This is a genomic window from Streptomyces sp. NPDC058459 (genome assembly GCF_042721685.1).
In the GTDB taxonomy this organism is placed as follows: domain Bacteria; phylum Actinomycetota; class Actinomycetes; order Streptomycetales; family Streptomycetaceae; genus Streptomyces.
Genome location: NZ_JBHXLV010000172.1, coordinates 1 through 13,930 on the forward strand (window position 1 = coordinate 1; position 13,930 = coordinate 13,930).

17 protein-coding genes are annotated in these 13,930 nt (G+C 73.4%); 13 read left to right on the forward strand and 4 right to left on the reverse strand.

Annotated elements, in window-relative coordinates; translation table 11 throughout:
* Both ACFWN1_RS25265 and ACFWN1_RS25270 read right to left on the reverse strand, forming a co-directional pair.
* A partial coding sequence (locus ACFWN1_RS25265; RefSeq protein WP_384366206.1) for a hypothetical protein occupies nt 1-709 on the reverse strand: 709 nt, incomplete at its 3' end.
* 130 nt (nt 710-839) lie between these two features.
* Nucleotides 840-2,351 carry an oxidoreductase gene (locus tag ACFWN1_RS25270; RefSeq protein WP_384366246.1) on the reverse strand — a complete coding sequence of 504 codons (1,512 nt, stop codon included), beginning with the start codon at nt 2,349-2,351 and terminating at the stop codon, nt 840-842.
* A 304-nt stretch (nt 2,352-2,655) separates the two neighbouring features.
* Here ACFWN1_RS25270 and hisD point away from each other — a divergent pair, with 304 nt between their 5' ends.
* From hisD to ACFWN1_RS25315, 9 genes are read left to right on the forward strand one after another with little or no spacing between them, the layout of a single operon-like run.
* The gene (hisD, locus tag ACFWN1_RS25275; RefSeq protein ID WP_384366209.1) at nt 2,656-3,981 is read left to right on the forward strand and encodes a histidinol dehydrogenase; all 1,326 of its coding nucleotides are present in this window, start codon (nt 2,656-2,658) and stop codon (nt 3,979-3,981) included.
* A complete protein-coding gene (locus ACFWN1_RS25280) occupies nt 3,978-5,102 on the forward strand; it encodes a histidinol-phosphate transaminase (protein WP_384366212.1) in 1,125 nt (374 codons plus the stop codon). The genes hisD and ACFWN1_RS25280 overlap by 4 nt, the downstream gene beginning before the upstream one ends.
* On the forward strand, nt 5,099-5,692 hold the full coding sequence (gene hisB / locus ACFWN1_RS25285; protein ID WP_384366214.1) for an imidazoleglycerol-phosphate dehydratase HisB: 594 nt from the start codon (nt 5,099-5,101) through the stop codon (nt 5,690-5,692). The genes ACFWN1_RS25280 and hisB overlap by 4 nt, the downstream gene beginning before the upstream one ends.
* A 5-nt stretch (nt 5,693-5,697) precedes the next feature.
* On the forward strand, nt 5,698-5,862 hold the full coding sequence (locus ACFWN1_RS25290; protein WP_384366217.1) for a hypothetical protein: 165 nt from the start codon (nt 5,698-5,700) through the stop codon (nt 5,860-5,862).
* Nucleotides 5,853-6,500: an imidazole glycerol phosphate synthase subunit HisH gene (gene hisH / locus ACFWN1_RS25295; RefSeq protein ID WP_384366220.1), complete on the forward strand. Its 648-nt coding sequence runs from the start codon at nt 5,853-5,855 to the stop codon at nt 6,498-6,500. The genes ACFWN1_RS25290 and hisH overlap by 10 nt, the downstream gene beginning before the upstream one ends.
* 4 nt (nt 6,501-6,504) lie before the next feature.
* Nucleotides 6,505-7,230, forward strand: a complete 726-nt coding sequence (gene priA / locus ACFWN1_RS25300; RefSeq protein WP_384366223.1) for a bifunctional 1-(5-phosphoribosyl)-5-((5-phosphoribosylamino)methylideneamino)imidazole-4-carboxamide isomerase/phosphoribosylanthranilate isomerase PriA — start codon at nt 6,505-6,507, stop codon at nt 7,228-7,230.
* Nucleotides 7,227-7,622: a RidA family protein gene (locus tag ACFWN1_RS25305; RefSeq protein WP_384366226.1), complete on the forward strand. Its 396-nt coding sequence runs from the start codon at nt 7,227-7,229 to the stop codon at nt 7,620-7,622. The genes priA and ACFWN1_RS25305 overlap by 4 nt, the downstream gene beginning before the upstream one ends.
* Nucleotides 7,619-8,377 carry an imidazole glycerol phosphate synthase subunit HisF gene (gene hisF, locus ACFWN1_RS25310; RefSeq protein ID WP_384366228.1) on the forward strand — a complete coding sequence of 253 codons (759 nt, stop codon included), beginning with the start codon at nt 7,619-7,621 and terminating at the stop codon, nt 8,375-8,377. Before ACFWN1_RS25305 ends, hisF begins: the two co-directional genes overlap by 4 nt.
* A gap of 10 nt (nt 8,378-8,387) precedes the next feature.
* Nucleotides 8,388-9,656 (forward strand): MFS transporter, encoded by a 1,269-nt coding sequence (locus ACFWN1_RS25315; protein WP_384366249.1) that lies wholly within the window; start codon nt 8,388-8,390, stop codon nt 9,654-9,656.
* Nucleotides 9,657-9,722: 66 nt separating this feature from the next.
* Here ACFWN1_RS25315 and ACFWN1_RS25320 read toward each other — a convergent pair whose 3' ends face one another.
* Both ACFWN1_RS25320 and ACFWN1_RS25325 read right to left on the reverse strand, forming a co-directional pair.
* On the reverse strand, nt 9,723-10,121 hold the full coding sequence (locus tag ACFWN1_RS25320) for a VOC family protein (RefSeq protein ID WP_384366231.1): 399 nt from the start codon (nt 10,119-10,121) through the stop codon (nt 9,723-9,725).
* Nucleotides 10,122-10,137: 16 nt separating this feature from the next.
* On the reverse strand, nt 10,138-10,773 hold the full coding sequence (locus tag ACFWN1_RS25325; protein ID WP_384366234.1) for a TIGR03085 family metal-binding protein: 636 nt from the start codon (nt 10,771-10,773) through the stop codon (nt 10,138-10,140).
* A gap of 82 nt (nt 10,774-10,855) precedes the next feature.
* Between ACFWN1_RS25325 and hisI the strand changes: the two genes are divergently transcribed.
* From hisI to ACFWN1_RS25345, 4 genes are all read left to right on the forward strand, one after another.
* Nucleotides 10,856-11,236 carry a phosphoribosyl-AMP cyclohydrolase gene (hisI, locus tag ACFWN1_RS25330; protein ID WP_384366237.1) on the forward strand — a complete coding sequence of 127 codons (381 nt, stop codon included), beginning with the start codon at nt 10,856-10,858 and terminating at the stop codon, nt 11,234-11,236.
* A gap of 5 nt (nt 11,237-11,241) precedes the next feature.
* Nucleotides 11,242-12,732, forward strand: a complete 1,491-nt coding sequence (locus ACFWN1_RS25335) for an anthranilate synthase component I (RefSeq protein ID WP_384366252.1) — start codon at nt 11,242-11,244, stop codon at nt 12,730-12,732.
* Nucleotides 12,733-12,781: 49 nt separating this feature from the next.
* On the forward strand, nt 12,782-13,420 hold the full coding sequence (locus tag ACFWN1_RS25340; protein ID WP_384366240.1) for a TIGR02234 family membrane protein: 639 nt from the start codon (nt 12,782-12,784) through the stop codon (nt 13,418-13,420).
* A 177-nt stretch (nt 13,421-13,597) separates the two neighbouring features.
* Complete coding sequence (locus tag ACFWN1_RS25345; protein ID WP_384366243.1) at nt 13,598-13,855, forward strand: HGxxPAAW family protein; 258 nt, start codon at nt 13,598-13,600, stop codon at nt 13,853-13,855.
* The last annotated feature ends 75 nt before the right edge of the window (nt 13,856-13,930 follow it).

The window sequence follows — 13,930 nt, forward strand, 5'->3', positions numbered from 1 at the left end:
CCTCCGGGCCGCAGGCGTCCGTCAGATAACCGAACGCCGCCCGCAGCGGCAGCGCCTGGACCAGCGAGCCGGGCGGCGCGTCCTGCGCGGCGGGCTCGGCGAAGTCGAAGCACTCGCGGTGCGAGCCGTGCCAGAAGGTGGCCAGATAGCGCAGCGCGGCCACGTGGCAGCCGTAGTGGTGCGGGGAGCGCCGTACGGCCGCCTCCCACAGCTCCTCGAAGTAGCGATGGCCCGCGCGGGAGCCCCGCGCGTGGTCCAGGGCGATCCGCCAGGGCACCGGGTCGCGGTCGTCGGCGCGGGCGGCGGCCGTGATCAGTGGGCTGACCTCGCGCAGCAGCCCGGCACGGTCCGGCGAGGGCCAGGCGCGGTCCACCGCCAGCTGGGCGCCGACGAGCAGGACGCCGGGGTCGCCGGGGTCGGCCGCGCGCCACGCCTCGAACCACTCGGGGCGGGAGCGGGCGAAGGCGGCGAGCCGGGTGGCGTAGGCGTCGCGCTCCTCCCACTGGGCCGCCGCGCGGGTGGCCGCGAGCAGGGCTGCGGCGCCCGCGAACTCGCCCTGCCCGGCCGCGACCAGGGCGGGGGAGAGGCGGTCGTCGGGCGCGTCGAGGATGACGTCGTCGGCCGGTGCGGAGGAGTCCGGGCGCGAGGCGCGTCGTGTCTTCCGGGTGGGGCGGAAAAACGCCGGCAGCAGAACCATGGTGCCGACCATTGAAAGTCCGCAGGTCGGGCCCGCGCCAGAGGGTTCGGGCAAGTTGTGGAAGGTTGTGCCCTTGAAAGTCAAGGAACCGCAAAAAGGTCGCTTTTCCGCTCTTGTCAGGCCCCTGCGACCAAAAGCCGCGTCAGCTCCGCCGCAGCAGCCGTGTCGCCCCCGCCGCCACCGCCGTGGCCAGCACCCAGCCCAGGATGATCAGCGCCGCCGCCAGCCACGGCCACGCCCCCCGCAGCCGCCACTCGTCCAGCTGGCCCAGGTCGATCACCGGCAGCAGCAGGTCCAGCGTGAGCAGCGCCGGGCTCCACGCAGGATGGTCCTCGGAGTGCGCCGGGGGCGGGTCGGCGTGCGCGAACGCCAGCGTGCCCGCCGCCCACAGCACCGCCATCCACACCGCGGCCCGGCCCGGCCGGTAGCCGTAGGCGACCGTCCAGTCCTGCGCGTACCCCCACAGCTTCAGCGCCGGGGGCAGCGTCTCGCGGCGTCTGCGGTGCTTGGCGAGCAGCACCTCGCGAGCGTCCTCGTCCTCCCCGGCCGCGCGCAGCACGGCGGCCAGCCGCTCGTACGGCTCCGGGTGGTACTCGGCGGTCGCCGCCGCCACCCAGGCCAGCCGGTGGGCCAGCGGGAACGGGCCGCGCGGCACCAGGTTCTCGTACGCGAAGCCGCTCATCTGGAGGTTGCCCGGCTCCGGCCAGCTGCCCGCGTGGTCCACCAGGTTGACCGTGCGGGCACCCGACAGCACCACCCGCCCCGACGGCGGCCGGTCCCCCAGGAAGCGCAGCTCGGGTGTCTGTATCCGGCGCAGCGAAAGCTCCTGGTCGCCGGTGAGCGTGAACCGCGCCCCCTCCAGGTCCACCGCGTCCCCGAAGCGGCCGTCGTCCAGCCGCAGCCCGCCCCGGCACTCGAAGCGCTGCACCCGGGTCCCGCGCGCCGGTGTGGTGCCGCTCAGCAGCGGGCTGCCCACCGCGGCCGGGGTCAGATACAGGGTCCGCTCCACCGTGAGCTGCGGGGCGTTCAGCGCCAGCCGGGCGTACGGGTTGGACAGCCGGGCCCCGCGCAGGCTCAGCGACCCCCCGACCTGGGCGCCGCGCAGCCGCAGCTCGCCGTACGACTCCAGCATCTCCGCCTGGAGGTCCTGGCCGACCGTCATGCCGTCCGCCGCGATGGACCGGCCGCTCCGGTCCCGGTGCGCCACCGCCTGGTTGAGCATCAGGTCGGTGCCGATCCGCGCGTCGGTCAGCCGGACGCCGACGCGGAACCGGCAGCGCGCCAGGTGCAGGTCGCCCTCGGTGCGTGCCCGCGCCGCCTCCAGCCGGGGCACCGCGCAGTCCACCAGGCGCACGGTCGTGAAATGCGCCTCCGGCACCCGGACCTCCTCGTCGAACCGGCAGCCGCGCAGCTCCATGTACGGCGTGACGGTGCCGCCGGCCAGATCCACCGTGCCGGTGATCCGCACCCCGGTCAGCTTCAGCGAGGACACCCGGCCCGCCAGCGCGGGCGGCCCGTCCAGCAGCAGCCAGCACACCACCCGGGCCCGCACACTGCGCTCCGCGCCCCACGGGACGCCGCCGTGCGGATCGTCCACGGCGGCCTCGCCGCTGCTCAGGTCGTACACACTGCCGTTGCGGAACGCCTGCCACATGCCCGCCTCGGCCGGGGTCAGATCGTCCGGCAGCTCCGCGGCGCCCGGACCCGCCGTCAGCGCTTCGGTCACCGCGGCTCCTCTCCCGCGAGCCGGCCGCGGGCGTCACCGCCCGGCCCGCCGCCCACGTCCGTCCCATCCGTCGTTTCCCGGCTCATGCCCGCCGGGTGACGGGTTCGACACACAACGTGAGGGTGAATTCGCGGGTTCCGGCCACGCTCTGTCGCACCGCTTGTCCCACGTTCTGTATCAGCCATTGATACGCGCGGACCGGGCCCGGCGCCGGTCTGAGAGAATTGACATTGTGATCTCCCGAATCGATCTGCGCGGCGACGCCCTCCCCGAGGGCCCCGCCCTGCGCGACCTGCTGCCCCGAGCCGACTTCGACGTCTCGGCCGCCCTGGAGAAGGTGCGTCCGATCTGCGAGGCCGTGCATCATCGTGGCGACGCGGCGCTGATCGACTTCGCGGAGAAGTTCGACGGAGTACGGCTGGGAACCGTCCGCGTCCCGGCCGAGGCGCTCACCGACGCGCTCGACGCTCTCGATCCGGCCGTGCGCGCCGCCCTGGAGGAGTCCGTCCGCCGGGCCCGCCTGGTCCACCGCGCCCAGCGCCGCACCACCCACACCACGCAGGTCGTACCCGGCGGCACCGTCACCGAGAAGTGGGTCCCCGTCGACCGGGTCGGGCTGTACGCGCCCGGCGGCCGCTCGGTGTACCCCTCCTCCGTGATCATGAACGTGGTGCCCGCCCAGGAGGCGGGAGTCGAGTCCATCGCGCTCGCCTCGCCCGCGCAGGCCGCATTCGACGGCCTCCCGCACCCGACCATCCTCGCCGCCTGCGCCCTGCTCGGCGTGGACGAGGTGTACGCGGCGGGCGGCGCCACCGCCGTGGCGATGTTCGCGTACGGCACCGAGTCCTGCCCCCCCGCCGACATGGTCACCGGCCCCGGCAACATCTGGGTCGCGGCAGCCAAGCGCTACTTCACCGGCAAGATCGGCATCGACGCCGAGGCGGGCCCGACCGAGATCGCGGTCCTCGCCGACGACACGGCCGACCCGGTGCACGTCGCATCCGACCTGATCAGCCAGGCCGAGCACGACCCGCTGGCCGCCGCCGTCCTCGTCACCGACTCGGTGGCGCTGGCCGACGCGGTGGTGGAGGAGCTGAAGACGCAGGTCGCCGCAACCAAGCACGTCGACGACCGGATCGTGCCCGCGCTGAACGGGCAGCAGTCCGCGATCGTCCTGGTCGACGGCGTGGAGGAGGGCCTGCGGGTGGTCGACGCGTACGGCGCCGAGCACCTGGAGATCCAGACCCGCGACGCGGCCGCCGTCGCCGACCGGGTGCGCAACGCGGGCGCGGTCTTCATCGGCCCCTGGGCGCCGGTCTCCCTCGGGGACTACGCGGCCGGGTCCAACCACGTACTGCCCACCGGTGGCTGCGCCTGCCACTCCTCCGGGCTGTCCGTGCAGTCGTTCCTGCGCGGCATCCACATCGTCGACTACACCGAGGACGCGCTCGCCGAGGTCGCCCACCACGTGGTGACCCTCGCGGAGGCGGAGGACCTGCCCGCGCACGGCGCGGCGGTCAAGGCCCGGTTCGGCTGGAAGGTACCGGGGACCAAGTGACCGGCAACAGCACTCAGTCCCCCTGGGACGAACTCCCCATCCGTGACGAGCTGCGCGGCAAGTCCCCCTACGGCGCGCCCCAGCTGGACGTCCCCGTCCGGCTGAACACCAACGAGAACCCCTACCCGCTGCCCGAACCGCTGGTCGAGCGGATCGCGGAGCGGGTGCGGGAGGCCGCGCGGAACCTGAACCGCTACCCCGACCGGGACGCGGTCCAGCTCCGCACCGAACTGGCCGGCTACCTGACCAGGACCGGGCGCCACACCCTCGGCCCGGAGAACGTGTGGGCGGCCAACGGCTCCAACGAGGTCATCCAGCAGCTGCTGCAGACCTTCGGCGGGCCCGGCCGCACCGCGATCGGCTTCGAGCCGTCGTACTCGATGCACGCCCTGATCGCGCGCGGCACCGGGACCGGCTGGATCTCCGGGCCGCGCGGCGCGGACTTCACCATCGACCTGCCCGCCGCCGTGCACACCATCGGCCGGCACCGGCCCGACGTCGTCTTCATCACCACCCCCAACAACCCCACCGGCAACGCCGTCCCGCCCGAGACGGTCCTCGCGCTGTACGAGGCCGCGCAGGCGGCGAAGCCGTCCATCGTGATCGTGGACGAGGCGTACATCGAGTTCAGCCACGGCGACTCGCTGCTGCCGCTGCTGGCGGGCCGGCCGCATCTGGTGGTCTCGCGGACCATGTCCAAGGCGTTCGGCGCCGCCGGGCTGCGCCTCGGCTATCTGGCCGCCGGCCCCGCCGTGGTGGACGCCGTCCAGCTGGTCCGGCTGCCCTATCACCTGAGCGCCATCACCCAGGCGACCGCGCTGGCCGCGCTGGAGCACACCGACACGCTGCTCGGTTATGTCGAGCAGCTCAAGGCCGAGCGGGACCGTCTCGTCGCCGAACTGCGGGCGATCGGCTACGAGGTGACCGAGTCCGACGCCAACTTCGTGCAGTTCGGCCGCTTCGAGGACACCCACGCCGCGTGGCAGCGCATCCTCGACCACGGGGTGCTGGTCCGGGACAACGGCGTGCCTGGCCGGCTGCGGGTGTCCGCCGGAACCCCCGAAGAGAACGACGCGTTCCTCGACGCGGTACGGGACTTGAAGAAGGAGCTTGACGCATGAGCCGCACAGGACGCGTGCAGCGCACCACCAAGGAGACCTCGGTCCTCGTCGAGATCGGCCTCGACGGCACCGGCAAGACCGACATCGCCACCGGCGTCGGCTTCTACGACCACATGCTCGACCAGCTCGGCCGGCACGGACTGTTCGACCTGACCGTGAAGACCGACGGCGACCTGCACATCGACACCCACCACACCATCGAGGACACCGCCCTCGCGCTCGGTGCCGCCTTCAAGCAGGCGCTCGGCGACAAGGTGGGCATCTACCGCTTCGGCAACTGCACGGTCCCGCTGGACGAGTCCCTCGCCCAGGTCACCGTCGACCTCTCCGGCCGCCCCTACCTCGTGCACACCGAGCCCGAGAAGATGGCGCCGATGATCGGCGAGTACGACACCACGATGACCCGGCACATCCTGGAGTCCTTCGTCGCCCAGGCCCAGATCGCGCTGCACGTGCACGTGCCCTACGGGCGCAACGCGCACCACATCGTGGAGTGCCAGTTCAAGGCCCTCGCCCGCGCCCTGCGCTACGCCGCCGAGCGCGACCCGCGCGCGGCCGGCATCCTCCCCTCCACGAAGGGCGCGCTGTAAATCCCATGACCGGTCTGTCCACCGTCCTGATCGTCGTCGGCCTCTTCCTGGTCGGCGGCATCATCTCCTTCGTCAAGCAGAAGATGCCCACCAGCCTGATCGTGCTGCTCTCCATCGGCGCTGCCATGTGCCTGATCGCGGGCGTGATGCGGCTGGAGGTGTGGAGTTGAGCGACCAGAAGAAGGTCGTGGTCTTCGACTACGGCTTCGGCAACGTCCGTTCCGCCGAGCGCGCCCTCGCCCGCGTGGGCGCCGAGGTGGAGATCACCCGGGACTTCGACAGGGCGATGAACGCCGACGGCCTGCTGGTGCCCGGCGTCGGCGCGTTCGCCGCCTGCATGACCGGCCTGCGCGAGGCCCGCGGCGACTGGGTCGTCGACCGGCGCCTGGCGGGCGGCCGCCCCGTGCTGGGCATCTGCGTCGGCATGCAGATCCTGTTCGCGCGCGGCATCGAGCACGGCGTGGAGACCGAGGGCCTGGACGAGTGGCCCGGCACGGTCGGCCCGCTCCGGGCCGAGGTCGTGCCCCACATGGGCTGGAACACCGTCGACGCCCCGGCAGGATCGAGGCTGTTCGCGGGCCTTGACCCGGCCGACCGCTTCTACTTCGTCCACTCCTACGCCGTGCAGGACTGGGCCTTCGAGCAGCTCAACGCGGCCATGACCCCGCCCGCGGTGACCTGGTCGGCCCATGGCGGGCCGTTCGTGGCCGCCGTGGAGAACGGCGCCCTGTCCGCCACCCAGTTCCACCCCGAGAAGTCCGGCGACGCCGGTGCCCAGCTCCTCACCAACTGGATCGGAACCCTCTGAGACCATGGCCAAGCTCGAACTGCTCCCCGCCGTCGACGTCCGCGACGGCCAGGCCGTACGCCTCGTGCACGGCGAGTCCGGCTCCGAGACCTCCTACGGCTCCCCGCTGGAGGCAGCCCTCGCCTGGCAGCGCGCTGGCGCCGAGTGGCTCCATCTGGTCGACCTGGACGCCGCGTTCGGCACCGGCGACAACCGGGACCTGATCGCCGAGGTGGCCGGGGCCATGGACATCAAGGTGGAGCTGTCCGGGGGCATCCGCGACGACGACACCCTCGCCGCCGCCCTCGCCACCGGCTGCACCCGCGTCAACCTCGGCACCGCCGCGCTGGAGACCCCCGAGTGGGTCGCCAAGGTCATCGCCGAGTACGGCGACAAGATCGCGGTCGGCCTCGACGTACGCGGCACCACCCTCCGCGGCCGCGGCTGGACCCGCGACGGCGGCGACCTCTACGAGACCCTCGCCCGCCTGGACCAGGAGGGCTGCGCCCGCTATGTCGTCACCGACATCGCCAAGGACGGCACCCTGCGGGGCCCCAACCTGGAGCTGCTGAGAGACGTCTGCGCGGTCACCGACCGCCCGGTCGTCGCCTCCGGCGGCGTCTCCTCGCTGGACGACCTGCGCGCCATCGCCGGCCTGGTGCCGCTCGGCGTCGAGGGCTCCATCGTCGGCAAGGCGCTGTACGCCGAGGCGTTCACCCTGGAAGAGGCCCTCGCGGCGGTGTCCCGGTGAGCGACGTACGCCGGATCGGCACCGGCGCGCCCTGGGGGGACCAGTTCGGCTACTCCCGCGCGGTGGAACTTCCGAACGGGCTGGTGCTGGTCTCCGGCTGCACCTCCATCGTGGACGGGCAGATCGCCGGGGGCGGCCCCTACGAGCAGGCCGTCAACGCCTTCGGTGTCGCGCTGGCCGCGCTGGAGCAGGTGGGCCTCGGCCGGGACGACGTGGTGCGCACCCGTATGTACCTCACCCATGCCCGGGACGTGGAGGAGGTCGGGCGCGCGCACAAGGAGCTGTTCGACACCGTCCGGCCCGCCTCATCCATGATCATCGTCTCCGGTTTCGTGGACCCCAGCCTGGTGGTCGAGATCGAGGTGGAGGCGTTCCGAGGAGTGTCCGCATGACCCTGGCCGTACGAGTGATCCCCTGCCTGGACGTGGACGGCGGCCGGGTGGTCAAGGGCGTCAACTTCCAGAACCTGCGCGACGCGGGCGACCCGGTGGAGATGGCCAAGGTCTACGACGCCGAGGGCGCCGACGAACTGACCTTCCTGGACATCACCGCCTCCTCCGGCGACCGCGAGACCACCTACGACGTGGTGCGCCGCACCGCCGAGCAGGTCTTCATCCCGCTCACCGTCGGCGGCGGCGTCCGCACGGCCGAGGACGTGGACAAGCTGCTGCGGGCCGGCGCCGACAAGGTGGGCGTCAACACGGCCGCCATCGCCCGCCCCGACCTCATCCGTGAGATCGCCGAGCGGTTCGGCCGCCAGGTGCTGGTCCTCTCGGTGGACGCCCGCCGCACCCCGTCCGGCTCCTTCGAGGTCACCACCCACGGCGGCCGCACGGGCACCGGCATCGACGCCGTCGAGTGGGCGCACCGGGCCGCCGAGCTGGGCGCGGGCGAGATCCTGCTCAACTCGATGGACGCGGACGGCACCAGGGACGGCTACGACCTCGACATGCTCGCGGCCGTCCGCAGGCATGTCTCCGTCCCGGTGATCGCCTCCGGCGGTGCGGGCGCCCTCGCCCACTTCCCGCCCGCCGTGGAGGCCGGCGCCGACGCGGTCCTGGCCGCCTCCGTCTTCCACTTCGGCGACCTCCGCATCGGCGAGGTCAAGCAGACGCTGAGCGAGGCGGGCCACCCCGTCCGTGTCTGAACTGTCTGAACTGTCTGAACCCGCTTCCGCCACCGACACCGAGCTACGCCCGGCCGCCCCGACAGGCGACCGGGCGGCTCATCGTGACCCCGATGTGCTGCGCTGGCTGGGTGCGTACACCGCGTCCATGCTCGGGGACAACGTCTACTACATCGCGCTGTCCTGGGCCGCCGTGCGGGCGGGGAGCCCCGCGGAGGCCGGGGCCGTGACGGCGGCCGGTGCGGTGCCCAGGGCGTTGCTGCTGCTGGGGGGCGGGGTGATCGCGGACCGGTTCGGGCCGCGCCGGGTGGTGATCGGGAGCGACGCCGTGCGGTGCGCGGCCGTGCTCGCCGTCGCCGCGCTGCTCCTCGTCAGCACGCCCGGACTGTGGCCGCTCGCCGCGCTGGCGCTGGTCTTCGGGACCGTCGACGCCGTCTTCATGCCGGCCGTGGGCGCGCTCCCGGCCCGCATCACCGCACCGGGCCAGCTGGCCCGCGTCCAGGGCCTGCGCGGGCTCGCCATCCGGATCGCCGGTGTGGTCGGCGCCCCGCTCGGCGGGCTCGGCGTGGCGACGGGCGGCGCGGCCGCCGCGTTCGGGCTGGCCGGACTGCTCATCGCGGTCTCGCTGCCCCTGCTGATGACGGTCCGGATCAGGCCGCTCCCGACCGAGGAGGCCGCCCGGGAGGCGGGTACCGCCTGGGCCGACCTCACGGACGGACTGCGGCACGTCCGCCGCCATCGCGTCCTCGGCCCGCTGATGCTCGCCATCGCGCTGGGCGACTTCGGCTTCGTCGGCCCGCTCAACGTGGGCCTCACCCTGCTCGCCGACCGGCGCGGCTGGGGCGCCTCCGGCATGGGCTGGGTGCTCGCCGGGTTCGGCGTCGGCGCGGGCGCGGTCTCGCTGCTGCTCGCCGCGCGCGGCCGGTTGCCGCGCGCCGGGCTCACCGCCGCCTGCTCGATCCTCGCGGGGTCCGTCGCCATCGGCGCTCTCGCCTACGTGCCTGCGCTCCCCGCAGCGGTCGGCGTCGCCCTGCTGGTCGGGCTGCTCGCCGGGCTCAGCGGCGCGATGTGCGGGGCGCTGCTCCAGACCCAGGCCGACCCCGCCTACCTGGGCCGGATCACCGCCGTCGCCAGTCTGGTCAGTCTCGGTCTCGCCCCGCTGAGCATGCCGTTCGCGGCCGCCGCGATCGGCGCCTTCGGGCTCGGGCCGGTGTTCGTGGCCAGCGCCGCGGTGTGCGGGCTGGGCGGGGTCGTCGTGCTGTGCTTCCCGCACCTCAGGCGGGCCGAGCTGCCCGGCTGAGGCGCGGGCAGGGCCTCCGGCACCTCGGGCGGACCCGCCCGGCACCTCGGGCGGGCCGCGCGGCGCTCAGTGCAGCCGCTGGGTCAGCTGCACCAGATTGCCCACCGTGTCGTCGAATACGGCCGCCAGCACCGGCCCCTGCTCCTGCGGGGGATGGGTGAAGCGGACACCGGCGGCACGCAGCCGCTCGTACTCCACCCGCATGTCGTCCACCTCGAACACGATGGTCGGCAGGCCCGCGTCGTACAGCGCGGTGCGGTACGGCTCGGCGATGGGGCCCCCGCCGGGCTCCAGCAGCAGCTGGAGGTCCGGCTGGGCGCCCTCGGGTGCTCCCACCGTCACGAACAGCACGCCGTCACCGAGGTCCAGGTGCAGCCGGGTCTCGAACCCCAGCACCCGCGTGTAGAAGGTGTGCGCCCGCACCACGTCGTCCACGTACACCCCGGTCATGGCGACCTTGATCATCGCGGCTCCCGGCCGGTCAGAGGCCCAGCTGACGGGAGTCGTGCAGGGTGGTGATCGCGTCCGCGTCACCCTCCAGCGCCACCTTGGCCGCGTCCTGCCGCCCGTAGACGAACAGCAGCAGCTCGGAGGGCTCGCCGGTCGCCGTGACCACGGGGGTGCCCCGGTGCGCCACCACCGTGCGGCCGTCCGGGCGGCGCAGCACCAGACCGGTCGGCGCGTGCCGCCCGGTCATCCGGGCCGTGCGCTCCAGCCGCGACCACAGCAGGTCCTGGAACACCGGGTCCAGCTCGCGCGGACTCCACTCCGGCTGGGCGCGGCGCACGTCCTCGGCGTGGATGTAGAACTCGACGATGTTGGCCGCCTCGTCCACCTGCTTCAGCCGGAACGGGGAGAACTTCGGCGGACCGGTGCGGACGAGCTGGATCAGTTCGTCATGGGGCTTGGCCGTGTACTCGTCCATCACCCGGTCCAGCCGGGAGGCCAGCGGCTTGGCGAGCATCCCGGCCGCCGCGTCGGGGCGCCGTTCGCGCACCACCACGTGCGCGGCGAGATCACGGGTCGTCCAGCCCTCGCAGAGGGTCGGTGCGTCCGGGCCGGCGGTTTCCAAGAGGTCTGCTAGCAGGAGCCGTTCACGCTTGGCGAAGGTCGACATGGCTTCAGCCTACGGCCACCCGCGCGGACCACGCAGCGGACACGGACCTTGACCCCGACCGCCGCACGGCACAATGGCGTCCATGACCCGTACGACCGGCAGCCCCCGTCCCAGCGGCCTCGATCCCGAGATCGCCGCCCGCCTCAAGCGCGACCCGGACGGCCTCGTCCCCGCCGTGGCCCAGCAGTACGACACCGGCGAGGTGCTGATGCTCGGCTGGATGGACGACGAGGCACTGCACCGCACGCTGACCACCGGCCGCTGCACGTACTGGTCCCGCAGCCGCCGGGAGTACTGGGTCAAGGGCGACACCTCCGGGCACGTCCAGCTGGTCAGATCGGTCGCGCTGGACTGCGACGCCGACACCCTGCTGGTCAAGGTCGACCAGACGGGCGCCGCCTGCCACACCGGCGACCGCACCTGCTTCGACGCCGACGTGCTGCTCAAGGAGGAGGACCGGTGAACGCCATGGACCTCGACACCTTCCGCAAACTGGCCGCCGACCGGCGTGTCGTCCCGGTCACCCGCAAGCTCCTCGCCGACGGCGACACCCCCGTCGCCCTCTACCGCAAGCTCGCCGCCGAACGCCCCGGCACCTTCCTGCTGGAGTCCGCCGAGAACGGCCGCACGGCGTTCCAGTGGTCCCGGTACTCCTTCGTCGGCGTCCGCTCGGCGGGCACCCTGACCGCCCGCGACGGCGAGGCCCACTGGCTCGGCACCCCACCGGTCGGGGTCCCCACCGACGGCGACCCGCTCGCCGCCCTGCGTGCCACCCTCCAGGCCCTGCACACCCCGCACCAGGAGGGCCTGCCGCCCTTCACCGGCGGCATGGTCGGCTACCTCGGCTACGACATCGTCCGCCGCCTGGAGAAGATCGGCCCCGGCGAGCGCGACGACCTGAAGCTGCCCGAGCTGACCATGCTCCTGACCAGCGACCTCGCCGTGATGGACCACTGGGAGGGCTCGGTCCTGCTGATCGCCAACGCGATCAACCACAACGACCTGGAAACCGGCGTGGACGAGGCGTACGCCGACGCGATGGCCCGGCTCGACGCCATGGAGGCCGACCTCGCCCGTCCGGTCGCCCAGCCCCCGGCCCTGCTGCCGCCCTCCGAGCTGCCCGAGTACACCGCGCTGTGGGGCGGCCCCGACTTCCGGGAGGCCGTGGAGGACGTCAAGGAGCGCATCCGCGCGGGCGAGGCGTTCCAGGTCGTGCCCTCCCAGCGCTTCGAGACCCCGGTCACGGCGAGCGCGCTGGACGTGTACCGGGTGCTGCGGGCCACCAACCCGTCCCCGTACATGTACCTGTTCCGCTTCGACGGGTTCGACGTCGTCGGCTCCTCGCCGGAGGCGCTGGTCAAGGTCGAGGACGGGCGCGCCATGGTGCACCCCATCGCCGGCACCCGGCACCGGGGCGCCACCCCGCAGGAGGACCAGGCGCTCGCCGACGAGCTGCTCGCGGACCCCAAGGAGCGCGCCGAGCACCTGATGCTGGTCGACCTCGGCCGCAACGACCTCGGCCGGGTCTGCGAACCCGGCTCGGTGGAGGTCGTCGACTTCATGTCGATCGAGCGCTACTCGCACGTCATGCACATCGTGTCCACCGTCACCGGCGAGATCGCCGGCGGCCGCACCGCCTTCGACGTGCTCACCGCCTGCTTCCCGGCGGGCACCCTCTCCGGCGCCCCCAAGCCCCGCGCGATGCAGATCATCGACGAACTCGAGCCCTCCCGGCGCGGCCTGTACGGCGGCTGCGTCGGCTACCTCGACTTCGCTGGCGACTCCGACACCGCCATCGCCATCCGCACCGCCCTGCTGCGCGACGGCACGGCGTACGTGCAGGCGGGCGCCGGGATCGTCGCGGACTCCGACCCGGTCGCGGAGGACCAGGAGTGCCGCAACAAGGCGGCAGCCGTGCTGCGCGCCGTCCACACCGCCAACCGGCTGGGCACGGTGTGACGCGTTCGCGGAAACCCCGGACGACACTTCGTCCGGGGTTCAGGCGATAGTGGAGTACGTGACTGCCGTACCGCACCCCCGTTCCGAAGCCGCCGTGCCCGCCCGCTCCGGCCGGCGCAGCCTCGCCGTCGCCCTGCTGTCCGGCGCGCTCGGCGCGGCCGTGGCGCTGCTGGCGACCCGGCAGCGCTGGGCCGAGGGGACCGCGACGGTCGCCGGCGGCGACTTCCCGCTGACCGCCACGGGCAGCGATGTCACCGGTGTCCCGGCCGCCCTCGCCGTCGTGGGCCTCGCCGCGATGGTCGCCGTGTTCGCGGTGCGCCGGGCGGGCCGGTTCGCCGTCGCCGCGCTGCTCGCGCTCTCCGGCGCGGGCATCGTCACGGCCGCCCTCGCCGGGGTGGCCGACGGCTCCGCGCTGGACGAGAAGGCGGCCGCCGCCACCGGCGACACCTCGGCCACCGTCCAGGCCCTCAGCCACACCGCCTGGCCCTACGCGGCCGCGGCCGGAGGCGTGCTGATCCTGCTCGCCGGGCTGCTCGCGCTGCGCTACGGCCCCCGCTGGCCCGCGATGTCCGGCCGCTACGAGCGCGGCACGGAGCGCCCCCGGCGTGCCGCGCGCCCGGTCGACCCGGAACGTCCCGAGGAGATCTGGAAGGCCCTGGACCGGGGCGAGGACCCCACCGGCGCCTGAACCTCCGCCCAAGTGTGGGCAACGAGACTCCCACCCCCGTCCCGTACGCCCATGGGCGTACGGGACAATGGACCGCGAGCGACCCGGCTCTGACAGTGACGGGCGGGCTCGGACCGTACGACCCGTACGACCTGTACGGCAGGTACTCGACACGTACACAGCAACGAGGAGCAAGTCATGGCGGGCAGCAGCCACGGTCACACCCCGGCCGCCTGGACCGGTGTCATCATCGCCTTCATCGGTTTCTGCGTCTCGGGCGCCTTCATCGTGATGGCCCAGCCCGTCGGCTTCTGGGCCGGTCTGGTGATCGTGGCCCTCGGTGGCGTCGCGGGCTGGATCATGCGCTCCATGGGCCTCGGCATGCCGAAGGCGCACACCGCCCCGGTCCGCGTGGTCGCGCCGGCCACCCCGGAGCCGGTCGGCGCGGAGAGCTGAGCGCCTCGCCTCGAAGGGGCGCCCCCGGTGCGGGACCAGCATGGAGGCGGACTTCTCGCCGAGCAGGAACTCCAT

Excerpts from the sequence above, each read along its gene's own strand:
- hisI (WP_384366237.1), top strand. The coding sequence starts at position 10,856 with ATGACCCGTACGACCGGCAGCCCCCGTCCCAGCGGCCTCGATCCCGAG.
- ACFWN1_RS25270 (WP_384366246.1), bottom strand. The coding sequence starts at position 2,351 with ATGTGGCAGGCGTTCCGCAACGGCAGTGTGTACGACCTGAGCAGCGGC.
- hisB (WP_384366214.1), top strand. The coding sequence starts at position 5,099 with ATGAGCCGCACAGGACGCGTGCAGCGCACCACCAAGGAGACCTCGGTC.
- ACFWN1_RS25335 (WP_384366252.1), top strand. The coding sequence starts at position 11,242 with ATGGACCTCGACACCTTCCGCAAACTGGCCGCCGACCGGCGTGTCGTC.
- priA (WP_384366223.1), top strand. The coding sequence starts at position 6,505 with ATGGCCAAGCTCGAACTGCTCCCCGCCGTCGACGTCCGCGACGGCCAG.
- ACFWN1_RS25345 (WP_384366243.1), top strand. The coding sequence starts at position 13,598 with ATGGCGGGCAGCAGCCACGGTCACACCCCGGCCGCCTGGACCGGTGTC.
- ACFWN1_RS25320 (WP_384366231.1), bottom strand. The coding sequence starts at position 10,121 with ATGATCAAGGTCGCCATGACCGGGGTGTACGTGGACGACGTGGTGCGG.
- ACFWN1_RS25290 (WP_384366217.1), top strand. The coding sequence starts at position 5,698 with ATGACCGGTCTGTCCACCGTCCTGATCGTCGTCGGCCTCTTCCTGGTC.
- hisF (WP_384366228.1), top strand. The coding sequence starts at position 7,619 with ATGACCCTGGCCGTACGAGTGATCCCCTGCCTGGACGTGGACGGCGGC.
- ACFWN1_RS25325 (WP_384366234.1), bottom strand. The coding sequence starts at position 10,773 with ATGTCGACCTTCGCCAAGCGTGAACGGCTCCTGCTAGCAGACCTCTTG.